The organism is Thioclava sp. JM3 (assembly GCF_002213185.1).
Classification (GTDB): Bacteria; Pseudomonadota; Alphaproteobacteria; order Rhodobacterales; family Rhodobacteraceae; genus Thioclava; species Thioclava nitratireducens.
Window position 1 is genome coordinate 369285 of record NZ_NBOB01000002.1, and the last position, 24460, is coordinate 393744.

A 24460-nucleotide genomic window follows, 5' to 3' on the forward strand; every position below is an offset into this window, starting at 1 on the left:
CATGACCTTCACCCCCACGACTTACGACAGTTACGATTTCGCCAATCGCCGCCATATCGGCCCGTCACCGGCCGAGATGGAGGAGATGCTCAAGGCCGTGGGGGCGCCGGACCTCGACGCGCTGATCGCCGAGACGGTGCCGAAAAGCATCCGTCAGGCCGAGCCGCTGGGCTGGGCGCCGCTGACCGAATACGGGCTGCTTCAGAAGATGGAAGGCGTCGCGAAGAAGAACCGCGTGATGACCAGCCTGATCGGGCAGGGCTATTATGGCACCGTCACGCCGCCCGCGATCCAGCGCAACATTCTGGAAAACCCGGCTTGGTACACGGCCTATACGCCCTACCAGCCCGAGATCGCGCAGGGGCGTCTCGAGGCGCTTCTGAACTTCCAGACGATGGTGTCGGATCTGACCGGGCTGCCGGTCGCCAATGCTTCGTTGCTCGATGAGGCGACGGCGGCGGCGGAAGCCATGGCGATGGCGCAGCGCGTGTCGAAATCGAAGGCCACTGCCTTCTTCGTCGATGAGAATTGCCACCCGCAGACCATCGGCGTGATCCGGACCCGCGCGGAGCCGCTGGGGATCGAGGTGATCGTGGGCGCGCCCGAAACGCTCGAAGCCGAGAAGGTCTTCGGCGCGATCTTCCAATATCCGGGCACCTATGGCCATGTCCGCGACTTCACCGCCGAATGCGAGGCGCTTCATGCCGCGAAGGCCGTCGCCGTGGTCGCGACCGATCTGCTCGCGCTGTGCCTGCTGAAAGAGCCGGGCGCGATGGGCGCCGATATCGCCGTAGGCTCCGCGCAGCGCTTCGGTGTGCCGATGGGCTATGGCGGCCCGCATGCGGCCTTCATGTCCTCCACCGACGCGATGAAACGCGCGATGCCCGGGCGGATCGTCGGCGTTTCCATCGACAGCCGAGGCAACCGCGCCTACCGCCTGAGCCTTCAGACCCGCGAGCAGCATATCCGCCGCGAGAAGGCGACCTCGAATGTCTGCACCGCGCAGGCGCTCCTCGCCGTGATGGCGAGCTTCTACGCCGTGTTCCACGGTCCCGTCGGTCTGCGCGCGATCTCCGAACGTGTGCACCTGCTGACGGTGCAACTGGCCGAGGCGCTGAAAGCCGCAGGCGCCGTGGTAGAGCCCTCGAATTTCTTCGACACGATCACCGTCGAGGTGGGCGTGGGCCAGCAGGGTATCCTCGCCGCCGCCCGCCATCGCGGGATCAACCTGCGCAAGGTGGGCCGCGATCGGGTCGGTATCTCGCTCGACGAGACCAGCGATCCGGGCGTCGTCGCCAAGGTGCTCGACGCCTTCGGGATCACCGATCCCGCGCCGAAGGCGACGCAGCCGGCGGTACCCGATGCGCTGCTGCGCGAGAGCGACTACCTCACCCATCCGGTCTTCCACATGAACCGCGCTGAATCCGAGATGATGCGCTACATGCGCAGGCTCTCGGATCGCGACCTCGCGCTCGACCGCGCAATGATCCCGCTGGGCTCGTGCACGATGAAGCTGAATGCAGCGGCAGAGATGATGCCGCTCACATGGCCGGAATTCGGCACGTTGCATCCGTTCGTGCCGCTCGATCAGGCGCAGGGCTATGCGGAGATGATCGACGATCTGACCGCGAAACTGTGCGAGATCACCGGCTACGATGCCTTCTCGATGCAGCCCAATTCGGGCGCACAGGGCGAATATGCAGGGCTTCTCACCATCGCCGCCTATCACCGCGCCAATGGCGACGATCAGCGCGATGTCTGCCTGATCCCGATGTCGGCGCATGGCACGAACCCGGCCTCGGCGCATATGGCGGGGATGAAGGTCGTCGTCGTGAAATCGGCGCCCAACGGCGACGTCGATCTCGAAGACTTCGAAGCGAAGGCTGCAGAGGCGGGCGACAAGCTCGCGGCCTGCATGATCACCTATCCCTCGACCCATGGCGTGTTCGAGGAGACGGTAAAGCGCATCTGCGACATCACGCACGAATATGGCGGTCAGGTCTATCTCGATGGCGCGAACCTCAACGCGCTGGTGGGGCTGGTGAAACCGGGCGAGATCGGCTCGGATGTGAGCCACCTCAACCTGCACAAGACCTTCGCGATCCCGCATGGCGGTGGTGGCCCGGGCATGGGGCCGATCGGGGTGAAATCGCACCTCGCACCCTACCTGCCCGGCCACCCCGAGACCGGCGGCGAAGAGGGACCGGTGAGTGCCGCGCCCTATGGCTCCGCCTCGATCCTGCTGATCTCCTGGGCCTATATCCTGATGATGGGCGGGCCGGGCCTGACGCAGGCGACCCGCGTGGCGATCCTCGCTGCCAATTACATCGCTGCGAAGCTGAAAGAGGGCTACCCGATCCTCTTCATGGGCAATCGTGGACGTGTCGCGCATGAATGCATCATCGACACGCGGCCCTTCGCGGAGGTGGGCGTGACGGTGGACGACATCGCCAAGCGCCTGATGGATAACGGCTTCCACGCCCCCACGATGAGCTGGCCGGTCGCTGGCACGCTGATGGTGGAGCCTACCGAATCCGAGACCAAGGCCGAGATCGACCGCTTCATCACCGCGATGCTCTCGATCCGTGATGAGATCCGCGACATCGAGGCGGGCGAGATCACCCCCGAGGACAGTCCGCTGCGCCACGCGCCGCACACGGTCGAAGACCTCGTGGCCGATTGGGACCGGAAATACACCCGCGAGCAGGGGTGCTTCCCGGCAGGCGCCTTCCGCGTCGACAAATACTGGCCGCCCGTGGGCCGGGTCGACAACGTCTTCGGCGACCGCAACCTGATCTGCACCTGCCCGCCGGTCGAGAGCTACGCCGACGCGGCAGAGTAACCGCCAGCCAAAATGACGAAAGGCCGGAGCACCGCGCTCCGGCCTTTCTCTTCTTCTCGATAAAAATATCTAGGCGCGCCGGTTACTTCACAGGGTTGCGGTAGATCACGCGGCGCAGCGAGCCGGTCTTCGACCGCATCAGCATCGTCTCGGATTCGATATAGGTCGGCTCGCGCTTCACGCCCTTCACGATGGACCCGTCGGTCACGCCGGTCGCGGCGAAGATCACGTCCGAGCGCACCATGTCGTCGCGCGCATAGACCTTGTCGAGGTCGGTGATGCCCGCCTTCTTCGCGCGGCCCCGCTCGTCGTCGTTGCGGAACAACAGCTTGCCCCACATCTGGCCGCCCATGCATTTCAGCGCCGAGGCTGCCAACACGCCCTCGGGCGCGCCGCCCGAACCCATATACATGTCGATGCCAGTGAAATCGGGCTCGGCGCAGTGAATGACACCCGCCACGTCGCCATCGGTGATGAGGCGGATCTTTGCGCCGGTCTCGCGAACCTCGGCGATCATGTCTTCATGGCGCGGACGGTCGAGGATGCAGACCGCAATGTCCTTGGTTTCGACGCCTTGCGCCTTGGCGAGCGCCTGAACGCGCTCGGTCGGGGTCATATCGAGCGAGACCACGTCCTTCTCGTAGCCCGGGCCGATCGCGAGCTTGTCCATGTAGACGTCGGGCGCGTGCAGCATCGTGCCGCGCGGCGCCATCGCGATCACGGTGAGCGCGTTGGGCATGTCCTTCGCAGTAAGCGTCGTGCCTTCCAGCGGGTCGAGCGCGATATCCACCTCGGGGCCGACGCCCTGGCCGACTTCCTCGCCGATATAGAGCATCGGCGCCTCGTCGCGCTCGCCTTCCCCGATGACCACGGTGCCCCGGATTTCCAGCTTGTTGAGCTGATCGCGCATCGCGTTCACCGCCGCCTGATCGGCGGCCTTCTCGTCGCCGCGACCGATCAGGTCGGCTGATGCATGAGCCGCCGCTTCCGACACGCGGGCGAGGCCCAGCGAAAGCATGCGGTCGTTGAAATCAATCGGAGGGGTCATTTAGGTCTTCCTGTCTGCCTGGGCGTTACGGGCTGCGGACAGGTAAAGCCTGTGGGAGACCGAAGGGCAACCCCGGGAGCGCTAACATGCGGGGCGAGCCCCTGTCGCGGCGAAAAATGGCGCGCAAGCCGGGGTCTTATGCCGTTTGCGGTGTGAAAAGATACGGCGATGTAACCGGCGTGAGAGGATAGGGCGCGCCTTATGGTGCCGCCCGGCGTCAGATCAGCAGGAATGCGGTGCGCGGCGAAATGGCTCTCGCCGCGCGATGCTCAGACTTCTTCGATGCGGATTGCGACCGGCTCGCCCTCGACGACGCGGGTCGCGGGCAGCGCGTTGATCGCCGCGTCGATCGCGTCGCGCGTCGTCTTGTGGGTGACAATCAGCACCGGAGCCGAGGTGTCGGCATGGCCGTATTGGCGCATCCGGCTGATCGAGACGCCCGCCTCGCCCAGAACGGTCGCGACTTTCGCCAGCGCGCCGGGTTTGTCCGACAGCTGCAGGCGCAGGTAATAGGGTGCCGCAATCGCGGTCACGGCGGGAGTGGGGGCCTCGAGCTTGTCGGCGGGCTGGCCGAAGACCGGCAGCCGCAACCCGCGTGCGAGGTCCATCACGTCGCCCATCACGGCGCTCGCGGTCGGGCCTTCGCCCGCGCCTGCGCCACGCAGCACGATCTGGCCGACCGAGTCGCCTTCCAGCACGGTCATGTTCGTCCCGCCGGTCAGCTGTCCCAGTGGCGAGGTGGCGGGCACGAGGCACGGCGTCATGCGCTGCTCCAGCCCGCGGCCGGTCATCTGCGCGACGCCCAGCAGCTTGATCTTGTAGCCCATATCGCCCGCGCGGCGGATATCGTCGATCGAGATGCGCCCGATCCCTTCCAGCGTCACGTCGTCGAAGGCGACCTGCGTGCCAAAGGCGATGGCGGCGAGGATGGCAAGCTTGTGGCCCGCGTCGATGCCGCCCACATCGAGGTTCGGATCGGCCTCGAGATAGCCAAGCGCGCGCGCCTCCTCGAACACCGTGTCATAAGGCAGGCCAGCATCTTCCATCCGTGTCAGGATGTAGTTGCAGGTGCCGTTCATCACGCCCATCACGCGGCGGATGCCGTTGCCCGCAAGCCCTTCGGTCAGCGTCTTGATGACCGGGATGCCGCCTGCGACGGCGGCCTCGTAGCGGATCGTGCGGCCGAGGCTTTCGGCGAGTTCCGCCAGCGCCTGACCGTGATGCGCGAGCAGCGCCTTGTTCGCGGTGACCACGTCCTTGCCCGCTTTCAGCGCGGCTTCGGTGGCGTCCTTCGCGGGGCCTTCATGGCCGCCCATCAGTTCGACAAAGACGTCAATATCGTCGCGCTGCGCGAGCGTCACCGCATCGTCTTCCCATGCATAGCTCGACAGGTCCGCATCGCGGTTCTTGGTGCGGTCGCGCGCCGAGACGGCGGTGATTTCGATCGGGCGGCCCGCGCGGGCTTCCAGCAGATCGGCATGGCGCTGCACGATCTTCACCACACCGATGCCCACGGTGCCGAGACCCGCGATGCCAAGACGCAAGGGTGCGGTATCGGAGACGGCGGACATAGGGACCTCATGAGCGAAACTTGGTGGTTTGCGCCCTGTTAGCGGGAAAGCGCAGGCAGGGCAACGCGGCGTGCGGCTTCAACCGCGCCGTGGCGAGATTTTATTGGCTGCGCATCGTGTCTGCGCGGGCGCGCAACGCATCGGCGCGCGCCTCCAGCTCGGGGGCCGGATCGGGGGTGAGAGGTTGATCGGTCAGGATCTCGTCCATCGGCAGCAGCGCCGGATAGCCCTCCGTCGACCGCTTCGAACAGGCGGTCAGCGAGGCCAGCAGGGCAAATAGGGCGATCAGGGCAGGGGCGCGCATGGTCTCTCCTCTCGGGACGCTGCCAAACTATTGCGCGCGCGGCCCCATTGCCAGTGCCGATTGGGCCGCAAATCGGGTTTGATATTGAACGCTTGTTCAGTTAGCGTCGGTATCATGGCACGCAAGACAGGCTCCCATTCCGAGATTACCGGCCCGAAGATCCGCGCCGAGGCGCAAAGGCTCTTTGCGCGGTACGGCTTTGCCGCCGTTTCGATGCGCCAGATCGCGGGCGCGGTGGGGGTGCAGGCGGGGGCTCTCTACCTCTACACGCCCGACAAGGAAGCGCTGCTTTTCGATCTGCTCAAGACCCATATGGACGAGCTGATCGCCGCATGGCGCGCCGAGCCTGCCCGGGGCGACGCCCATGCGCGGCTGGAGCGTTTCGTGCGCTTCCACATCCGCTTCAACCTCGAGCGGGCCGAGGCTGTGTTCCTCAGCTACATGGAACTGCGCAACCTGAGCCCGGAGAATTTCGCGGTGATCGAGGGGCTGCGCAAGACCTACGAGACCGAGCTGGAAGAGATCCTGAAGGCCGGGCAGGACGAAGGCGTGTTCCTAATCCCGGACACGAAACTCGCGACGATGGCGATCATCGCGATGCTGACCGGCGTGAATACATGGTTCCGCGAAGGCGGACGCCTGAGCCGCGCCATGGTCGCCGATATCTACTGGGATATGGTGCGCAAGTCCGTGGGCGCCTGAGCCATGTGAAAGGGCGGCCGAAGCCGCCCTCTCTTTATGCGATCGATTGCCCGATTTGACTCAGCCGGGCGACAGCGGAGCCTTCGGAGGATCGAATTTCAGGCTGTGAATACCGCCGAAGCCTTCCCAACCGCCGTTGAAGAACAGATCGCCGCCAACGGTCCAATGTTTGCCCATCAGCCCGCCCGTGCCGAACCAGCCACGGCTGCCATAGCCCATGCCCAGCTCCGCCATGGCGTTGTCCTGACCGGCGACTCCCGTCAGCTTGATCTTGCCCTGCACCGGTCCCGGCCCCATGCCGAGATGCAGTGACAGCTTTGCCCCGTTGATGTCGCCATCCGGATCGAGGTCGTAATTCATCGCGCCGAACACCCCTTCAAGGCCGCTCGCGCCCGGGCCGAAGGTCCAGTTCAGACCCACAAACCCCTTTGTATCATTCGCTAGCGCGGCGCTTGCGAGGCAAGCAGTCACCGCGGCAATCGTCATCATGCGTTTCATGGCACACTCCACACTTGGTGTTAACGCTGGCTCCAGCCTCACGCGGAAAATCACACCACGCAATGATTTGTGTCACTTTTGCGGGATTTCCTCTGCGCTGCGTCAGGCGCGCAACGCTGCCAGCGCCTCGGTCAGATCGAGTGCCCCGTCATAGATCGCGCGCCCCGAGATCGCGCCCGCGATCACGCCGGTGTCGCGCAGGGCGATCAGGTCGGGCAGGGAGGAGACCCCACCGCTCGCGATCACCGGGATCTCGACCGCGCGCGCCAGCGCCTCGGTCGCGGCGATGTTCGGTCCACCCATAGCGCCATCGCGCATGATGTCGGTGTAGATGATCGCGGCGACGCCCGCGTCCTCAAACGATTTCGCCAGATCGGTGACCATCACATCGGTCTCTTCCGCCCAGCCCTTGGTCGCGACTTTGCCGTTACGCGCGTCGATCCCGACGGCCACCTGGCCGGGGAAGGCTTTCGCCGCCTCGCGCACCAGATCGGGGTTCTCGACTGCGACGGTGCCGAGGATCACCCGCGCAAGCCCTTTATCCAGCCAGCGCTCGATCGTCGCCATGTCGCGGATACCGCCGCCCAGCTGTGCGGGCACCTTGATGCGCGACAGGATCGCCTCGACGGCGGCGGCGTTCACCGGCTCGCCCGCGAAGGCGCCGTTGAGGTCCACAAGATGCACCCATTCGCAGCCCGCCGCCTCGAATTTGGCCGCCTGCGCCGCGGGGTCGTCGCCGAAGACCGTGGCCTTGTCCATCTCGCCATGCAGCAAGCGCACGCATTGGCCATCCTTGAGGTCGATCGCGGGGTAGAGGATCATCGGGGCTCTCCTGATTTGTCGCGTCGCCTCTTGCCACGGGTTCGCGGATTTTCCAAGCCTGACGCGGACGTCACGTCAGTCTTGCCGGGAATCGGTCTTGCATGGCCTGATGCGGCCAGCAGGCAAAAGGGAGGAGATTTGCCATGAAGACATTGATGATCGCCGCGGTGACTTTGGCATTGGGCGCAGGCGCGGCGCTGGCCGACCCGATCGAGGGCACCTGGAAGACGCAGCCCGATGACGGCGCCTATGCCTATGTGGACATCGCGCCCTGCGGTGCGAAATTCTGCGGTACCATCGTGCGCACCTTCAAGGGCGGCAGCGAGTACAAGTCGGAGAACCTCGGCAAGCAACTCGTGATCGGAATGGAGCCCCAGGGCGACAACAAGTACAAAGGCAAGGTCTGGCGTCCGTCGAACAACAAGATCTACCTCGGCAAGATTACCGTTCAGGGCAACGCGATGGCGCTGGCGGGTTGCGTGGCCGGCGGCCTCTTCTGCAAATCGCAGGACTGGCAGCGCGTGAAGTGACTTTTCTCCCCGGCCTTGCGCGGATGCGGCGGGCCGGGATTTCTCGCCGGAGTTACTCCGGGATCAGATCGGCATAGGCGAAGCCGTCGCGCATAACGGTTTCGCCCACCCGCACCGGGATCGCCGCGTCGAAGATCGGGCCCGCACTGACGGCGGTGTGAAACTCGCCATTCTCGCCGCAGGGATCGACGCCTTCAGGTAGATCGGCCAGCAGGCTTTCATCGAAACGCCGCCCCGCGAAGCTTCGGTCGAGCTTGCTCGGGTCCACCGTCACCAGATGCGTGACGAACCCCGCCGCGATCATCTCACGCGCCAGCTGATCCGTAGGGCGCTGCCAGAGCGGAAACAGCGCCTCGACGCCGAGCGGCTTCAGCTTCGCGATCCGGTAATCGCGCACGTCTTCGAGGAAAAGATCGCCGAAGACCATCGTCTTGACGCCAAGCGCCTTCACCTGATCCATGGCAGAGGCCATCCGCGCCTCGTAATCCTCGTTTGAGCAGGGCCAGGGCAGCGGCACCTCGATCAGCGGCAGGCCCGTGGCCTTCGCCTGACGGCGCAACAGCTCATTGCGCGTGCCGTGCATCGCGACCCGGTCGAAAGCCTCGTTGGTCGTGGACAGCAGCGCCACGACATCCGCGTGGCCTTCGGTCCGGCAAGCATGCAGCGCCATCGCGCAATCCTTGCCCGACGACCACGACAGAACCGCCTTGGGGGCCATCAGGGCTTCCAGCCGAGGAAATTCGCGATCAGCCGCAACCCGGTCGCCTGCGACTTCTCGGGGTGGAATTGGGTGCCCACGATATTGTCACGGCCCACGATCGCGGTGATCTCCACACCATATTCGGCATAGGCCAGACGGTGCTCAGGCTCGGCTACGTTGAAGTGGTAGCTATGCACGAAATAGGCGTGATCGCCGGTGTTGATGCCGCTCAGAACCGGGTGATTGTAGCCGACCACCAGATCGTTCCACCCCATATGCGGGACTTTCATCGACGGATCGGAGGGTTCGATCTTCACCACTTCGCCGGGGATCCAGCCGAAGCCCTCGGTCTCGCGGAATTCCAACCCGCGCGTCGCGAGCATCTGCATGCCGATGCAGATCCCGAGGAAGGGGCGGCCCTTCACGGTCACCGCCTCCTCGATCGCCTGTGCCAGCCCCTCGAAGCGATAGAGCGCCGCGCTGCAGGACGGAAACGCCCCGTCGCCCGGCAGCACGATCCGGTCGGCGCGCGCGACGACGTCGGGCTCCGAGGTCACGACGATCGTGCCGTGACCCGTCTCGTTCGCCATGCGCTGAAACGCCTTCTCTGCCGAGTGAAGGTTGCCCGAATCGTAATCGACCAGTGCCGTGAGCATCAAAGCGCCCCTTTGGTCGAGGGCAGCACGCCGCCCATGCGCGGATCGGGCTCGACCGCCATGCGCAGGGCGCGGGCGACCGATTTGAACGCGGCTTCGGCGATGTGGTGGCTGTTGAAGCCATGCACGCGGTCGATATGCAGCGTGATCCCGCCATGGGTGGCGAGGGCCTGGAAGAACTCGCGCACCAGCTCGGTGTCAAACGTGCCGATCTTGGCCGTCGGCATGTCGCAGTTCCACACGAAGAAAGGCCGCGCGGACAGATCGAGCGCGCAGGAGACCTGCGTGTCGTCCATCGCCAGAGCGAAATGGCCGTAGCGCCGGATGCCGCGCTTGTCGCCAAGCGCCTGCACCAAGGCCTGACCCAGCGCGATCCCGGTATCCTCGACCGTGTGGTGATCGTCGATATGCAGGTCGCCCTTCGCCCGCACGGTCATGTCGATCAGCGAGTGCCGCGCGAGTTGGTCGAGCATGTGGTCGAAAAAGCCCACGCCCGTTTTGTTGTCATACTGACCGGTGCCATCGAGATCGATCTCGACGCTGATCTCGGTCTCGGCGGTGTTGCGGCTGATCGTGGCCTTGCGCATTGGGCGCCTCCCTGAAACTCATCGCCTTATAGGCCGGGGCAGGGGGCGCGCTCAAGCAGGCTGCTGTCGATTGCAGGATCGGTGCGGCGGAAAAACAAAAGCCTCCCCGAAGGGAGGCTTTTTTGTATTGGAGCGGGCGAGGCGATTCGAACGCCCGACCCTAACCTTGGCAAGGTTATGCTCTACCCCTGAGCTACGCCCGCATCCTTGGGTATTTGACCGAACTGGAGCGGGCGAGGCGATTCGAACGCCCGACCCTAACCTTGGCAAGGTTATGCTCTACCCCTGAGCTACGCCCGCGCCGGTTCGGTGGAGGCGGATTTAGGGGATAGCGGCGTAGGCTGCAAGAGGAAATTTTGCGCGAAGGGGAAAATTTCTGCCTGACGTTTCGGCAGGCGGCAGTGAGGTGCGTTGGAAGCGCCTCGCGAGGTAAGAGGACCGCAAGCCGGCGGGATCAGGATGCGCCAAGCGAGGGGGCTCTGCCCCCGCTGGCTGCGCCAGTCCTCCGGGATATTTGACCCAAGCCGAAAACGAAAAATGCCCGACTCGATCCGCAGAAGGGCGGGCGAGCCGGGCACTTTCGTCTTGGGCGGTCATCGGCGTCCCCGCCTGTTCCGCGAATTCTTGTTAGCGCAGGCATCGTTAAGACTTCGTTGCGCGCCTTCGACTTGGTGGAAATATCCCGGGGGGCGCGCGGAACGCGAGCGGGGGCAGAGCCCCCTCCATGCATCAGGTCAGTGCAGCGCCCGCCAGCCGATATCGCGGCGGCAGAAGCCTTGGGGCCAGTCGATCGCATCGACCATCGCGTAGGCGCGGTCGCGCGCTTCCTGCAGGTTCGCGCCGCGGGCTGTCACGTTGAGAACCCGGCCGCCGCTCGCGACGATCTTGCCGTCTTTTTCGGAGGTGCCCGCGTGGAAGACCATGTGCGAGCCGTCCTCGGGCAGCGTGTCGAGGCCGCCGATCACCGAGCCTTTCTCATAGGCGCCGGGATAGCCCTGTGCCGCCATAACCACCGTCATCGCATGATCGGGCGCCCATTGCGCCTGCACTTCGTTCAGCCGCCCTTCCGCGCAGGCCAGCAGCAGGTCGAGCGCCTGCGCGCCGAGCCGCAGCATCAGCACCTGACATTCGGGATCGCCGAAGCGTACGTTGTATTCCACGAGACGCGGCTGGCCGTTCTCGATCATCAGACCGGCATAAAGGACGCCCTGAAAAGGGGTGCCGCGCTTGGCCATCTCGGCGACGGTGGGGCGGACGATCTCGTCCATCGCCTTGGCCTCGATCTCGGGGCTCAGGATCGGGGCGGGGGAATAGGCGCCCATACCGCCGGTATTCGGGCCGGTATCGCCTTCGCCGACACGTTTGTGATCCTGCGCGCCGCCCACGGCCAGCACGTTCTCGCCGTCACAAAGCACGAAGAGAGAGGCTTCCTCGCCCTCCATGAATTCCTCGATCACGACTTCCGCGCCCGCGCTTCCGAAGGCGCCGCCGAAAATCTCGTCGATGCCGTTGAAGGCCTCATCGAGCGTCATCGCGACGATTACGCCCTTGCCAGCGGCAAGGCCGTCTGCCTTGACCACGATAGGCGCACCCTGTTCCCGGACATAGCCCTTCGCGCCTTCCGCGCTGGTGAAGCGGGCATAGGCTGCGGTGGGCGCGTTGCAGGCGTCGCAAATCTCTTTGGTGAACGCTTTCGAGGCTTCCAGCTTCGCGGCCTCCGCCGAGGGGCCGAAGGTCAGGATGCCCTGATCGCGCAGCGCATCGGCCACACCCGCGGCGAGCGGCGCTTCCGGCCCGATCACCACGAAATCGATCGCATTCGCTTCGCAAAGTTCGAGCACCGCCGCCGTATCGCTCGGGTCGATCGCCGCGCAATCGGCGATCTGCGCGATCCCGGCATTGCCCGGGGCCACGATCAGCCGGTCGCATTTCGGATTTTGCTTGATCGCCCAAGCAAGTGCATGTTCGCGCCCGCCGCCGCCCAGAACCAGAATGTTCATCGCTCGCCCCCTTGGCCTTCGCTTTGCTGCCTTCTAAGCTGCGCGAAACCCCGAGGCAAGGCGCCCCGGACCAACGCGAAACAAGGCGGGCAGATGGACCTTCTCGACGACGAAAACGGCTCGAACGCGCATGACTACACGGTCTCCGAGATCTCGGGGGCGGTGAAGCGGGTGATCGAGGGGGAATTCGGCCGCGTCCGGGTGCGCGGCGAAGTAGGCCGTGTCTCGACGCCGCGCTCGGGCCATATGTATTTCGACCTAAAGGACGACCGCTCGGTGATCGCTGCCGTCAGTTGGAAGGGGCAGGTGGCGAAAATGCAGGTCCGCCCAGAGGAGGGGATGGAGGTCATCGCCACGGGCCGGATGACGACCTTCGCGGGCCAATCCAAATACCAGCTGATCGTCGACAATGTCGAGCCGGCGGGCGCAGGCGCGCTGATGGCGATGCTGGAGGCGCGGCGCAAGGCGCTGGCCGCCGAGGGGCTGTTCGATGCGGGCCGCAAGAAGCCCATTCCGTGGCTGCCGCGGGTGATCGGGGTGGTGACCTCGCCCTCGGGGGCGGTGATCCGCGACATCCTGCACCGCCTCGCTGACCGCTTCCCGCGCCATGTGCTGATCTGGCCGGTGGCGGTTCAGGGGCAGGCTTGCGCTCCGGAAGTGGCGCGCGCGGTGCGGGGCTTCAACGCGCTGGCGCCGGGCGGGAAAATCCCGCGCCCCGATCTGATCATCGTCGCGCGCGGCGGCGGCTCGATCGAAGACCTCTGGGGCTTCAACGAAGAGGCCGTGGTCCGCGCCGTGGCCGAAAGCGACATCCCGGTGATTTCGGCGGTGGGCCACGAGACCGATACGACGCTTGTCGATCACGCCTCCGACCGGCGCGCGCCCACGCCCACCGCTGCAGCTGAGATGGCGGTGCCGGTGCGCGCCGAACTGGCCGCGTGGCTGTCGGAGGCGCAGACGCGGATGATGCGGGCGGCGCGTGGGCGGCTCGATCAGCGGGGCCAGCGACTGCGCGATCTGGCCCGTGGTCTGGGCCGTCCCGAGGCGCTGACGCAACCGGCGAGGCAAAGCTTCGATCTCTGGGCCGAGCGGCTGGGGCCTGCGCTGCGCACGCTGGTTCTGCGCAAGAATACCCGTTTCGCGCCGCTGGCTGCGCAAATCTCGCCGAACCTGCTTCGGCGCTTCATCCGGGATCGCTCGCGGGAGATCGACGGACTGTCGGCGCGGCTCGCTCCGGCACCTGCGGCGCGGATGCGGCGCGCCAAGCAAGATCACACGCAGCTTGCGCGGCGGTTGGATGCGGCGCGGGTGCGGATGATCGGCGATGCGCAAAGGCGCAACCGCGAAGGGGCGGAGCGGCTGACGGGACTGGAAACCCGGCTGGAGCGCTGCCTGCCCGCACGGATCGAAGCGCAGCGCGAACGGCTCGAGCGGCTCGACCGGATGCGCCAGACGCTGGGCTATCGAGAGACGCTCAAGCGTGGTTATGCGGTGGTGCGCGGGCCCGACGGCGTGGTGACGTCGCAGGTGGTGGCGGAGAAACAGTCCGGTCTCGAGATCGAGTTCGCCGATGGCAAGCTTGCGGTCATTCCGGGCGGTGGCGGCAGTGCGACGCCGCCGAAGCCGAAGAAGAAAAAGCCCGATCCGGGACCGTCTCAGGGTAGCCTGTTCTGAAACCTATACGCCGACGTCCGGCCCCTGACAGATCAGCGGGTCGTGGCTTTCCGACAGGCTCACCAGTGGTTCCTGCGAGGGATCGCCCTTGAACTGCGCGACCAGCCCTTTCGCCGTGTCATAGAAGGTCCAGCATTGCAGCGGCGCGTATTCGCCGTAATCAAAGCAGATATACTGCCCGTCCTGATACCAGTCACCTTCCTTGCATTCGCTTTCGGTGAAGGCCCAGATCACCTTGTGGCCGGGCTTGTATTGCTCGGACCCGTAGGGCTGGCCGAAGACCGAATAGGTGATGGTGCGCCCGACGGTGCGCTGATCGAACTGCTCTGCATTGAGAGGCGGACCGAGCGGGTCGGCCGCAGCTGATAGGTTCGGCGCGAAGGCCAGCATCAGGATCAGTATCGGCCGCATCGAGGGAGGCTCCGGCTGTTGCATTGACCCAACCTGCCAGATCGCGGCCCGCTTGCCTAGCGCGCGCTCGCCCCTTCGGCGCCGCGTGGCTTGTCCTGCTGCAGCGCCTTCACGCGCTTGTCCATGACGCGGCGCCAGAGTGGCGGGAACAGCGCCAGCGCCGCCATCGCGGGTAGGCTGCGCGGCAGGACGGGCCGTTGCGGCTCGGTCAGATCGCCAAGCCGAAGGGCGGGATATTCCCGCGCCGGATGCGCATGGTGATCCGAATGGCGCGGCGCGTTGAGCATCCACAGCGAGGTGATCGGCGCGGGCGCGTCCCAGCTGTGATGCGCATCGACCGGATCGAAGCTGCCATCGCCCCGCCGCCGCCGCGACAACCCGTAATGCTGGACGTAATCGGCGAGCAGGATCTGCAGCTGCGCATAGGCGCAGAGCAGGATATAGGCCACCACGCCCTCGGCCCCGAAGAGCAGTCCGAACAGCACCGCGAACCACAGACCGCCCAGCAGATAGGACGGGTAGGGGCCGAGCCGCGCGATCCTCGCCTTGATCTGCGCGCTCAGCGGTGCTTTCGGATCGATCGCGGGCAGGCGGGCGAAGCGGTTGCGCTCCATCTCGTAGCCGCCGACGAAGCTGCCGATCCAGGCGCGGGGCGCAAAGGACCAGAAGCCCTCGCCAAGCTGTGCCGAGTTCGGATCGTCCGGCGTCGCGACGAAACGGTGATGGACCAGCCGATGCGCCGAAGTGTGATGGCCGAAGAGCAACGAGATATAGACCCATTTGCCCAGCAGAAACAGCCGTTTGTCCGGCCGGTGGATCAGCTCGTGCGCGTTGGAATTCGACACCTGTCCGAAGAACAGCCCGAAAGCCAGCCAGACCGCGATCCAGCTCGGGCCCTCCAGCATCGTATGCCCTGACATCGCCGCCACGCCGAGCACGAGCAGCACGAAATGCACCACCGCCAGCGTCGTCGACAGCGCATCGGCCGCCGGGAATTCCGAGCCTTCCGGCGCATCTGGAGTGGGATGCTTCAGCGTCTCGTCGAGGAGGAACATGCACAGCGCGATCCAGACCAGCGCCGCCCAGGCCGCGAGCCCGCCGAAGACGCCCGCCACCAGCAAAACCGGCACCGGCAGAAGCGTCACGACCGCGAAGCTGTCGACGCCCGGGATCTCGCGCGAGAGCCGCAGCAGATTTGCAAACGCACCGCGAAGGCGGCGCTTGCGCGTCGGGTCATTGCCTTGGGTCACGTGCTGCGGGTCCGGTTCGCTCGACATGGGAAGTTCCATCGTTTTGCGCCATTCTTTCGGCGATTTCGACCATTTTGTGACTCAGCTTGCGGGGGCGGGGCTTTTCTGCGCCAGATGTGGCGATGATGTCCGCAGCTCCGATCAGCCTCGTTATCGCCGCCGTCTTCGCGGCAATCTACCTCGTACGCCATGCGGGGGCGGGGGAAAGCAGCGCGAAAACCCTCGTGAAGACCGCCTCCGTCGTAGCGCTGATCCCGATGGCGGCCGCCCTGGGCGCGCCGCTTGCGATCCTCGCGGGGCTCGCCCTTGGTGCAGCGGGCGACTTCGCCCTGTCGCGCTCTGGCCAGCGCGCCTTCCTGATCGGCATGGCAGCCTTTGCGGCGGGGCATCTGGCCTATCTGATCGGCTTTCTCGAGATGGGCGCGCAGCCCTCGGCATGGACCATCCCTCTCATCGCCCTGGGGCTCTCGGCGGAGTTCTGGCTGCTGCCGCGGACGGGCGGGCTGTGCTGGCCGGTGCGGGCCTACATCTGGATCATCGTCGCGATGGCGGCGGTGGCGATGGGCCTGCCCGCGGGCTATCTGCTGGTGATCCTGGGTAGCCTCGCCTTCGTGCTTTCCGACCTGATCCTCGCGCTGCAGATGTTCGTGCTGCACGACGCCGAACGTAAGCGGATCGCGGCGCGCGCGCTCTGGGTGCTCTACTGGGGCGGTCAGGCGCTGATCGGCTGGGGCGCGGGATCGGGTTTTGCCGGGGGATAAGCCTTCCATCCGGGACTGCGATGAACTAGGTGGAGCGTAAGGAAAGGCCTGATCCATGTCGTTTTTCAAAAAGCTCAAATCGCGTCTGACGCGTTCTTCCTCAAAGCTCGAGCAGGGGCTCGAGGATATTGTCGCCGAGAATGCCTCCAGTGAAGACGAGGTCGCGGAGACGCCCGAAACCTCCGCTGCCGAGACGCCGGCAGAGGCGCCGCCGAAGACCCGCGCTGAACACGCTCCGAAGCCGGAACCCGAGCCCGAGCAGGAACCCGAGCCCCGGCATGATGAGACGATCAACCTCCCCGATCCCACGCCGCCCGCACCCGGCTACGTGCCCGCGCCGGTGACCGAACCGGTCGAAGAGGAACACGCGCAGATCGCAAAGGCCCCGCTCGACGTCGAGCCCGCGCCCGAGCGTCCAAACCCCGAGCCGAAGAAGCCGAGCCTTCTGGGCCGCATCTTCGGCGGCGGAGAGGCGAAACCCGCCGAGCCGCGCCGTGTCCTCGATGACGAGATGCTGGAAAGCCTCGAAGAGCTGCTCATCGCCTCAGACATGGGCGTCGACACCGCGCTGCGCGTCTCGGCAAACCTTGCCGAGGGGCGGATGGGTCGCAAGCTCTCGGTTTCCGAGATCAAGGGGCTTCTGGCCCAAGAGGTCGCCCGGATCATGGAGCCGGTCGCGAAACCTCTGCCGCTTTACCCCAAGAAGCCGCAGGTCGTGCTGGTGGTGGGCGTCAACGGGTCGGGCAAGACCACGACGATCGGCAAGCTCGCCTCACAATTCCGCGCAGCCGGCAAGCAGGTCGTGATCGCGGCGGGCGACACGTTCCGCGCAGCCGCCGTCGAACAGCTGCAGGTCTGGGGCGATCGCGCCGGCGTGCCGGTCCTGACCGCGCCCGAAGGTTCCGACCCGGCTTCGCTTGCCTATGACGCGATGAAGAAGGCCGAGGCCGAGGGGGCGGACCTTCTGATGATCGACACGGCTGGCCGGTTGCAGAACCGCGCCGATCTGATGGAGGAGCTGGCGAAAATCGTCCGCGTGATCCGCAAGGTCGACGAGACCGCGCCGCATAACACGCTTCTCGTGCTCGATGCGACGACGGGGCAGAACGCGCTGCAGCAGGTCGATGTCTTCCGCAAGATCTCGAACGTGTCGGGGCTGGTGATGACCAAGCTCGACGGCACTGCGAAAGGCGGCGTGCTGGTCGCGCTGGCCGACAAGTTCGGCCTGCCGATCCACGCGATCGGGGTGGGAGAGCAGCTCGACGATCTGGCGCCCTTCGATCCGGAAGAGTTCGCGCAGGCCCTCGTGGGCCTCGAAGACTGAACCCGCGATTGGGGGCGCCGCCCCCCGCGCTTGCGCGCGCCCCCCGGGATATTTGTGCAAGCCCGAAGAGAGCCCTGCGCCTTTCCTCTTCCCCTTGGTCGAAATATCCCGGGGGTGAATGGCCCTGAGGCCAGAGGGGGCAGCGCCCCCTAGCGCCCGAGATCACGAAGGACTTCCCCTTGAGCGACTGGATCATCTCTGTCTCGGGCACCGAGACCGGCAAGCACCTCGCGCTGGGCCTCGCGCTGCTCGCGGCCTTTCTGCACGCGCTGTTCGGGGCGTTGCAGAAGGGGCGGCACGACCCGTGGCTCAGCCGCGCCGCGATCGATGCGAGCTACGGGATCATCGCGGCCCCTTTCGCGCTCTTCGTGGTGCCGTGGCCCGAGCCCTACATGTGGCCGATCTTCGTGGGCGTGTTCTTCATCCATGTCGGCTACAAGCTGCTGCAGGCGGCCTGCTACCAGCGTGGGGCTTATACGGTGGTCTACCCGGTCGTGCGTGGTACCGGGCCGCTTTTCGCGGTGATCGGGGCGGGGATTATCTTCGGAGAGCATTTCACGATCGGCCAATGGGCCGGGGTGGCCACGCTTCTTGCCGGGATCTACGGTCTTGCGATCTACAACCTGCGCAATGTGACGGTCGATCGAGAGACGATGGTGCCGGCGCTGATGCTCGCCGTGGCGACCGGTGCCTTCGTCGCGCTCTACACCACCTATGACGCCTATGGCATCCGCGCGACCGCCGATCCCTTCACCTTCCTGGCGTGGTTCTTCTTCATCGACGGCTGGTTCATGCCGATCTTCACCGCGCGGCGCTGGACGAAGCTGCCGAGTTCGGAAATGGTGCCGCTCATCAAGAGGGGTGTTATCGGCGCGATTGTTGCTTATTTCTCCTTTGGCTCGATCATGTTGGCGACACGGCTCGACAAGGTGGGCGAGGCGGCGGTGCTGCGCGAGACCTCGACGGTCTTCGCAGCCCTCATCGGCTGGCTCGTGCTGGGCGAGAAAGTTGGGCCGCGGCGTACGGCCCTGATGGCGCTGATCGCGGCGGGGGCCGTGATCGTTGAGATAGCAGGCAGGTAAAGGCAGATGGCAGAGAAAAAGATTTCCCCGTGGGTGAAAGCGGCGCTCGACTGGGGGCCGCTCATCGTCTTCTTCGTCGCCTTCAACCGGCTCAAGGACGGCACCTACACGATCCTCGGCACCGACTATTCGGGCTTCGTCGTGGCCACCGCGCTGTTCATCCCGCTGATCGCCGCCTCGACGCTGATCCTGTGGGCCTTGACGCGCAAGATCTCGGCGATGCAGATCGCGACGCTGGTTCTGGTGCTGATTTTCGGCGGGCTATCGGTCTGGCTGAACGATCCGACCTTCTTCAAGATGAAGCCAACCATCATCTACCTGCTCTTCGCGGGTATCCTCGGGGCGGGGCTGATCCGCGGCAAGGCGTGGCTGCAGCTGGTGATGAACGAGGCGATCCCGATGGCGCATGAGGGCTGGATGATCCTGACCAAGCGCTTCGTGGGGCTGTTCCTCGCGCTCGCGGTGGCCAACGAGATCGTCTGGCGCACGATGTCGGACGAGATCTGGGTCGATTTCAAGACTTTCGGCCTGCCGATCATCCTGATCGTCTTCATCATGTCGCAGACCAAGCTGTTCGAGCGTCACGGCATCGAAAAGGAAAAGGGGGACGAGGCGGAGAAGTAACTCCGCCCTGTCCGCGCCCGCCGCGATCCGTTACACCTGTCGCGACTGCCAAAGCCGGAGCCGCTCATGAAAATCGCCACCTTCAACATCAACGGCATCAAGGCGCGCCATCAGGCGCTGGTCGATTGGCTGAAGGAAGCCGAGCCGGACGTGGTCCTGCTGCAGGAGATCAAGTCGGTCGACGAGGGTTTCCCGTGCGAGCTGTTCGAGGATCTGGGCTATTCCGTCGAGACACATGGGCAGAAAGGTTTCAACGGCGTTGCGATCCTCTCGAAACTGCCGCTGGAGGATGTGACGCGGGGGCTGCCCGGCGATGAGGGTGATGAGCAGGCGCGCTGGATCGAGGCGACCGTCGTCGGCGAGAAGGGCGCGGTGCGGCTCTGTGGCCTCTATCTGCCCAACGGCAACCCGGTGGAACTCGACGATGCGGGGCGACCTGTCGCGGGCGGCAAATACGCCTACAAGCTCGCGTGGATGGAGCGGATGAAGGCGCGGGCCGAGGCGCTGCTGGCGCTGGAAGAACCCTTCGTGATGGCGGGCGATTACAACATCATCCCGCAGGACGAGGATGCCGCGAAGCCCGAAGCGTGGCGCGGCGATGCGCTGGCGCTTCCGCAAAGCCGCGAGGCGTTCCGCCGTATCCTCAATCTTGGCTTCACCGAGGCCTTCCGTGCCCGGGTGCAGGGGCCGGGGCACTACTCGTTCTGGGACTATCAGGCGGGCGCCTGGCAGAAGAACAATGGCATCCGGATCGACCATCTGCTGCTGTCCCCGCAGGCGGCGGACCTGTTGCGCGATGTCGGCATCGACAAGGAAATCCGCGGCCGCGACAAGCCCTCTGATCACGTTCCGGTCTGGATCACGCTCGACGTCTGATCGCGATTGCCGCAACGTCATTTCCTCGGCCTCGCCGCGACTGTGCATAGTGGCGGCGAAAGAGAGGAGACCCCAGATGCAAGACCAGATCAGCCGGCACCCGGTGCCGCAACTCGCCGACATGCCAGAGGATATCCGCACGCGGATCGAGGCGGTTCACGAGAAGGCCGGGTTCATCCCGAACATCTTCCTCGCCCTGGCGCATCGCCCCGACGAGTTCCGCGCCTTCTTCGCCTATCACGACGCGCTGATGGAGCGGCCTGGCAACCTGACGATCGCCGAGCGCGAGATGATCGTCGTGGCGACTTCGGCGGCAAACGAGTGCCAGTATTGCGTGATTGCACATGGGGCGATCTTGCGCATCCGCGCCAAGAACCCGCTGATCGCCGATCAGGTCGCGGTGAATTACCGCAAGTCCGACATCACGCCACGCCAGCGGGCGATGCTCGATTTCGCGATGAAGGTTAGCCTGCGGGCGCAGGAGGTCGAGGAGGCTGACTACGAAGCGCTGCGCGCCCATGGTTTCACCGATGACGATATCTGGGATATCGGCGGGATAACGGCGTTCTTCGGCCTGTCGAACCGGCTGGTGAACATGGCTTCGATCCCGCCGAACCCCGAGTTCTATGCGATGGGGCGCTGAGCGCCTCTGGTCTTCGCCCATCCGCGCGGTCTAGGGTCTGGCAAGATCAGACAGAGGGCCAGCTAGGAGGAACGCGCGATGGGCGAGATCTTGATCCGGAGCGCCGAGGTGGTCGTCACGATGGACGGCGCCCGGCGCGAGTTGAAGGGCTCGGATCTGCTGCTGCGCGACGGCCAGATTGCAGCTGTCGGGCCGGGGCTGGAAAGCATGGGCGAGGTGGTCGAGGCCAAGGGCTGCGTCGTCACGCCGGGGCTCGTGAACACCCATCATCACCTCTATCAGACGCTGACCCGTGCGGTGCCGGGCGGGCAGGATGCGCTGCTCTTTGGCTGGCTGCAGACGCTCTACCCGATCTGGGCGAAGATGGGTCCCGAGGAGCTCCGCGTCTCGGCGCAGGTCGGACTGGCGGAACTGGCGCTGACCGGCTGCACCACCAGTTCCGATCACCTCTACATGTATCCGAATGGCGCGCGGCTGGAGGACACGATCCACGCGGCGGCGGAACTGGGGTTGCGCTTCCATCCCACGCGCGGCGCGATGAGCATCGGCGAGAGCGACGGCGGCCTGCCACCCGATAGCCTGGTTGAGCGCGAAGAAGCGATCCTGAACGACTGCATCCGGGTCGTCGACGCGTTCCACGATCCCAACGAAGGTTCGATGTGCCGGGTGGGGATCGCGCCCTGTTCGCCGTTTTCCGTCTCGCGCGAGCTGATGCGCGACGCGGCGCTGCTCGCGCGCGACAAGGGCGTTATGCTGCACACCCATCTTGCCGAGAATGACGAGGATATTTCCTACAGCTTGGAGCAGTTTGGCTGCCGGCCGGGGCAATATGCCGAAGATCTCGGTTGGACCGGCGAGGATGTCTGGCACGCGCATTGCGTGAAGCTGGATGCGGGCGAGATCGACCTGTTCGCGCGCACGCAGACCGGCATTGCGCATTGTCCGTGCTCGAATTGCCGTCTGGGCTCGGGCATCGCGCCGGTGCGCCAGATGCGCGATGCGGGGGTTAAGGTGGCGCTTGGCGTCGATGGCTCGGCCTCGAACGATGCAGGGAGCCTCATCGGCGAGGCGCGCATGGCGATGCTGCTGCAGCGGGTGCAAAACGGCGCCGACGCGATGGCCGCGCGCGAGGCGCTGGAGATCGCGACGCTAGGTGGCGCGCAGGTTCTGGGCCGCCCCGATTGCGGGGTCCTCGCGCCGGGCAAGCGGGCAGATGTGGCAATCTGGGATGTCTCGGGGCTGGCGGCGGCAGGCGCGTGGGATCCGGTCGCGGCACTGGTACTCTGCGGGCCGCCCAAGGTGAAACACCTCTTCGTCGAGGGCCGTCAGGTGGTGCGCGACGGGCAGGTTGTGACGATCGACCTGCCGCGCGTGATCGAGACGCAGAACCGCCTCGCATCAGCGCTTATGGGCTGAATTTCTCGCGCCGCACGGCCCCGGCGGCGCTGGCGATCCGCAGCAGGCGGCGACGGTCGCCTGCAAGGGCAGACTCCATCAACCCCGAGAGGCCTCCGCGCGCCTTCAGATGCGGTGCGAGGTCGGAATGGCCGAGATCGGGGAAGATCAGGTGATCGACATTTGATGGGTGCGGGAAGGGCATAGCCTGCGCCAGATCGTCCTGCGCGCCGTGACACAGGATCGCCCAGCAGGTCGCGGGCGGAAGCGGAGTCGTCTCGCGGGCGAAATGTTCAATCTGAGAGGTCCACTCGCTCCATCGAGCCTCCCCCGGCACGACGCCCGGTTTTACCGAGAATTGCGGAGACAAGGCCAGCACCACGTCAACCGGGAGCACCTCCGCTGCGACCAGCGCCGAGACCGCGCCCATCGACAGCCCAATGGCAGCGATCCGGGTCACGGGGCGGCGGCGCCGCACCTCTGCCAAGGCTGCACGCAGGGCTGGGGCGAAGCCAGGATCGTTCGTCCAGCTTCGGCTGTCGTCGCTGATGAACAGCGCCCGGCGTGGGAAGCCCAGCGTGCCGCGCCCCGTGGCGGTGGCGACGAATTCCGATGCGGGCGGGCGGCTGGGATCGTGTCCGATCGAGGCGAAAGAGATGACCAGATCGTCGCCGCCACCGTCAAGAAAATCGACCGTGAAAGGCGCGCGGGCGTAGATCCTCTCGAAGGCAGGATCGGTCAATGCAGCCGCTTGCCTGCGACCCAAGTTCCCGCGATGGCGCGGTCGTCGCCCATCATGATCGTCGGGAAGATCGCCTCCCAGACGTCGTTCGCACGGTCGGCACGCTGCGAGATGGCAGGCGTCGAGGCGAGGTCGACCGCGATGAAATCCGCCTCCATTCCCGGCGCCAGCGCGCCGATCTTGTCGCTCATCCGCATCGACTTGGCCGAGCCTTGCGTCGCCAGCCACCAAAGCTGCGCGGGGTGCAGCGGCTGATACGTCAGCTGGCCGATCTCGTAAGCTGCGGCCATGGTGCGCAGCATCGAGAAGCTCGACCCGCCGCCGGTATCGGTGGCCAGCCCGATCCGCTGCCCCTCGGCAAGACGTGTCGGCCAGTCGAACAGCCCCGAGCCGATGAAGGTGTTAGAGGTCGGGCAATGGATCAGCGCCGCGCCGACCTCCTTGATCCGGTCGGCTTCGCGCGGCTCCAGATGGATCGCGTGGCCATAAAGCGCGTTCTCGCCCAGTAGATCATAGGTCTCGTAGGTGTCGAGGTAATCGCGCGCGGTGGGATATAGCTCGCGGACCCATGCGATCTCGTCCACCTGCTCGCTCAGATGGGTTTGCATCAGGCAATCGGGATGTTCCGCCCAGAGCGCCCCCAGCGCGGCCAGCTGATCGGCCGACGAGGTGGGCGAGAAGCGCGGCGTGATGACATAGCTCAGCCGGTCCACGCCATGCCATTTCTGCAAGAGGACTCGGCTGTCGTCATAGGCCGATTGCGGCGTGTCGCGCAAAGCCTCCGGCGCGTTGCGGTCCATGCAGGTCTTGCCCGCCGCCGCCCGCATCCCGCGCGCCTTCGCGGCTGCGAAGAAGGCTTCGACGCTGACGGGATGGATCGTGCAATAGCTGCACATCGAGGTGGTGCCGTTCATCAGCGCCAGATCGAGATAGCGTGTCGCGATCTCTTCGGCATGGGCGGGATCGGCGAAGGAAATCTCCTCGGGGAAGGTGTAGGTGTTGAGCCAGTCGATCAGGCGCTTGCCCCAGCTCGCGACGATCGCGGTCTGCGGATAATGCACATGGGCGTCGACGAAGCCGGGCGACAGCAGATGATCGCCGTGATCGGTGATCTCGGCCTGCGGATGATCCTCGCGCAGGTCGTCGGCCTCGCCTACGGCGGCGATAAGGCCGCCCTCGACCAGCACGCCACCGCGCCGGCGATGTGCAACCACTTCGGGCCCTTCGACGAGCGCGTCGCCGCGATATTCCAGAACCTGCCCAAGATGCAGTTCAGCCATCATTCTCTCCTGTCCGACGCGTCATGCTAGGGCGGGGCGGGGCGAAGGTAAATCTCTGCCGTGGCGGCGCTTCTTTTTCGGCTCCGCCCCCTGTCCATCTGCGAGAAAACAGCTATGTTTCACGCGCGATCCGAACGG

General features: G+C 65.6%; 24 protein-coding genes and 2 tRNA genes. 11 read left to right on the forward strand and 15 right to left on the reverse strand.

Annotation, left to right across the window (positions count from 1 at the left end; all coding sequences use genetic code 11):
• Position 1 precedes the first annotated feature (1 nt).
• On the forward strand, positions 2 to 2842 hold the full coding sequence (gene gcvP / locus B6V73_RS05145) for an aminomethyl-transferring glycine dehydrogenase (protein ID WP_075776137.1): 2841 nt from the start codon (positions 2 to 4) through the stop codon (positions 2840 to 2842).
• Positions 2843 to 2924: 82 nt separating this feature from the next.
• Here the strand turns inward: gcvP and glpX are convergent, their stop codons facing one another.
• The 3 genes from glpX to B6V73_RS05160 form a co-directional block, all read right to left on the reverse strand.
• Positions 2925 to 3890, reverse strand: a complete 966-nt coding sequence (glpX, locus tag B6V73_RS05150; RefSeq protein WP_075776136.1) for a class II fructose-bisphosphatase — start codon at positions 3888 to 3890, stop codon at positions 2925 to 2927.
• A gap of 269 nt (positions 3891 to 4159) precedes the next feature.
• A complete protein-coding gene (locus tag B6V73_RS05155; RefSeq protein WP_088721918.1) occupies positions 4160 to 5461 on the reverse strand; it encodes a homoserine dehydrogenase in 1302 nt (433 codons plus the stop codon).
• A gap of 100 nt (positions 5462 to 5561) precedes the next feature.
• Positions 5562 to 5765, reverse strand: coding sequence for a hypothetical protein (locus B6V73_RS05160; RefSeq protein ID WP_088721917.1), 204 nt, complete (start codon positions 5763 to 5765; stop codon positions 5562 to 5564).
• Positions 5766 to 5879: 114 nt separating this feature from the next.
• On the opposite strand from B6V73_RS05160, the gene B6V73_RS05165 reads away from it, so the two are divergent.
• A complete protein-coding gene (locus B6V73_RS05165) occupies positions 5880 to 6467 on the forward strand; it encodes a TetR/AcrR family transcriptional regulator (protein ID WP_088724683.1) in 588 nt (195 codons plus the stop codon).
• Positions 6468 to 6527: 60 nt separating this feature from the next.
• On the opposite strand, the gene B6V73_RS05170 is transcribed toward B6V73_RS05165, so the two are convergent.
• Together B6V73_RS05170 and hisA are read right to left on the reverse strand one after the other, a co-directional pair.
• Positions 6528 to 6965, reverse strand: coding sequence for a hypothetical protein (locus tag B6V73_RS05170; RefSeq protein WP_088724684.1), 438 nt, complete (start codon positions 6963 to 6965; stop codon positions 6528 to 6530).
• Between the two features lie 102 nt (positions 6966 to 7067).
• A complete protein-coding gene (gene hisA, locus B6V73_RS05175) occupies positions 7068 to 7787 on the reverse strand; it encodes a 1-(5-phosphoribosyl)-5-[(5-phosphoribosylamino)methylideneamino]imidazole-4-carboxamide isomerase (protein WP_075776131.1) in 720 nt (239 codons plus the stop codon).
• Positions 7788 to 7930: 143 nt separating this feature from the next.
• Here hisA and B6V73_RS05180 point away from each other — a divergent pair, with 143 nt between their 5' ends.
• Positions 7931 to 8317 (forward strand): DUF2147 domain-containing protein, encoded by a 387-nt coding sequence (locus B6V73_RS05180; RefSeq protein WP_075776130.1) that lies wholly within the window; start codon positions 7931 to 7933, stop codon positions 8315 to 8317.
• Between the two features lie 52 nt (positions 8318 to 8369).
• On the opposite strand, the gene B6V73_RS05185 is transcribed toward B6V73_RS05180, so the two are convergent.
• The 6 genes from B6V73_RS05185 to purD form a co-directional block, all read right to left on the reverse strand.
• A complete protein-coding gene (locus tag B6V73_RS05185) occupies positions 8370 to 9035 on the reverse strand; it encodes an adenine nucleotide alpha hydrolase (protein WP_240504100.1) in 666 nt (221 codons plus the stop codon).
• Positions 9035 to 9673: an imidazole glycerol phosphate synthase subunit HisH gene (gene hisH, locus B6V73_RS05190; protein WP_088724686.1), complete on the reverse strand. Its 639-nt coding sequence runs from the start codon at positions 9671 to 9673 to the stop codon at positions 9035 to 9037. Before hisH ends, B6V73_RS05185 begins: the two co-directional genes overlap by 1 nt.
• Positions 9673 to 10260 (reverse strand): imidazoleglycerol-phosphate dehydratase HisB, encoded by a 588-nt coding sequence (gene hisB, locus B6V73_RS05195; RefSeq protein WP_088724687.1) that lies wholly within the window; start codon positions 10258 to 10260, stop codon positions 9673 to 9675. Before hisB ends, hisH begins: the two co-directional genes overlap by 1 nt.
• 128 nt (positions 10261 to 10388) lie before the next feature.
• Positions 10389 to 10463, reverse strand: a tRNA-Gly gene (locus B6V73_RS05200).
• 22 nt (positions 10464 to 10485) lie between these two features.
• Positions 10486 to 10560, reverse strand: a tRNA-Gly gene (locus B6V73_RS05205).
• A gap of 434 nt (positions 10561 to 10994) precedes the next feature.
• A complete protein-coding gene (gene purD / locus B6V73_RS05210) occupies positions 10995 to 12260 on the reverse strand; it encodes a phosphoribosylamine--glycine ligase (protein ID WP_088724688.1) in 1266 nt (421 codons plus the stop codon).
• Positions 12261 to 12353: 93 nt separating this feature from the next.
• On the opposite strand from purD, the gene xseA reads away from it, so the two are divergent.
• Complete coding sequence (gene xseA, locus B6V73_RS05215) at positions 12354 to 13934, forward strand: exodeoxyribonuclease VII large subunit (protein ID WP_088724689.1); 1581 nt, start codon at positions 12354 to 12356, stop codon at positions 13932 to 13934.
• A gap of 3 nt (positions 13935 to 13937) precedes the next feature.
• Here the strand turns inward: xseA and B6V73_RS05220 are convergent, their stop codons facing one another.
• Together B6V73_RS05220 and B6V73_RS05225 are read right to left on the reverse strand one after the other, a co-directional pair.
• Positions 13938 to 14345: a hypothetical protein gene (locus B6V73_RS05220; RefSeq protein WP_240497812.1), complete on the reverse strand. Its 408-nt coding sequence runs from the start codon at positions 14343 to 14345 to the stop codon at positions 13938 to 13940.
• A 56-nt stretch (positions 14346 to 14401) separates the two neighbouring features.
• Positions 14402 to 15622 (reverse strand): alkane 1-monooxygenase, encoded by a 1221-nt coding sequence (locus B6V73_RS05225; RefSeq protein WP_088724690.1) that lies wholly within the window; start codon positions 15620 to 15622, stop codon positions 14402 to 14404.
• Positions 15623 to 15717: 95 nt separating this feature from the next.
• On the opposite strand from B6V73_RS05225, the gene B6V73_RS05230 reads away from it, so the two are divergent.
• From B6V73_RS05230 to B6V73_RS05260, 7 genes are all read left to right on the forward strand, one after another.
• Positions 15718 to 16356 carry a lysoplasmalogenase gene (locus B6V73_RS05230; RefSeq protein WP_088724691.1) on the forward strand — a complete coding sequence of 213 codons (639 nt, stop codon included), beginning with the start codon at positions 15718 to 15720 and terminating at the stop codon, positions 16354 to 16356.
• 55 nt (positions 16357 to 16411) lie between these two features.
• Positions 16412 to 17680: a signal recognition particle-docking protein FtsY gene (gene ftsY / locus B6V73_RS05235; RefSeq protein ID WP_088724692.1), complete on the forward strand. Its 1269-nt coding sequence runs from the start codon at positions 16412 to 16414 to the stop codon at positions 17678 to 17680.
• Between the two features lie 179 nt (positions 17681 to 17859).
• Complete coding sequence (locus B6V73_RS05240; RefSeq protein WP_075776122.1) at positions 17860 to 18762, forward strand: EamA family transporter; 903 nt, start codon at positions 17860 to 17862, stop codon at positions 18760 to 18762.
• 6 nt (positions 18763 to 18768) lie between these two features.
• On the forward strand, positions 18769 to 19386 hold the full coding sequence (locus B6V73_RS05245) for an inner membrane-spanning protein YciB (protein WP_088724693.1): 618 nt from the start codon (positions 18769 to 18771) through the stop codon (positions 19384 to 19386).
• Between the two features lie 66 nt (positions 19387 to 19452).
• The gene (gene xth / locus B6V73_RS05250; RefSeq protein ID WP_088724694.1) at positions 19453 to 20262 is read left to right on the forward strand and encodes an exodeoxyribonuclease III; all 810 of its coding nucleotides are present in this window, start codon (positions 19453 to 19455) and stop codon (positions 20260 to 20262) included.
• A gap of 76 nt (positions 20263 to 20338) precedes the next feature.
• Positions 20339 to 20905 carry a peroxidase-related enzyme gene (locus B6V73_RS05255; RefSeq protein ID WP_075776119.1) on the forward strand — a complete coding sequence of 189 codons (567 nt, stop codon included), beginning with the start codon at positions 20339 to 20341 and terminating at the stop codon, positions 20903 to 20905.
• 78 nt (positions 20906 to 20983) lie between these two features.
• Positions 20984 to 22321, forward strand: a complete 1338-nt coding sequence (locus B6V73_RS05260) for an 8-oxoguanine deaminase (RefSeq protein WP_088724695.1) — start codon at positions 20984 to 20986, stop codon at positions 22319 to 22321.
• Here B6V73_RS05260 and B6V73_RS05265 read toward each other — a convergent pair.
• Together B6V73_RS05265 and guaD are read right to left on the reverse strand one after the other, a co-directional pair.
• Positions 22311 to 23042 carry a hypothetical protein gene (locus tag B6V73_RS05265; protein ID WP_088724696.1) on the reverse strand — a complete coding sequence of 244 codons (732 nt, stop codon included), beginning with the start codon at positions 23040 to 23042 and terminating at the stop codon, positions 22311 to 22313. The genes B6V73_RS05260 and B6V73_RS05265 overlap by 11 nt on opposite strands.
• Entirely contained in the window at positions 23039 to 24322 is a 1284-nt protein-coding gene (guaD, locus tag B6V73_RS05270) for a guanine deaminase (RefSeq protein ID WP_088724697.1), read from the reverse strand. The genes B6V73_RS05265 and guaD overlap by 4 nt, the downstream gene beginning before the upstream one ends.
• Between the last annotated feature and the right edge of the window lie 138 nt (positions 24323 to 24460).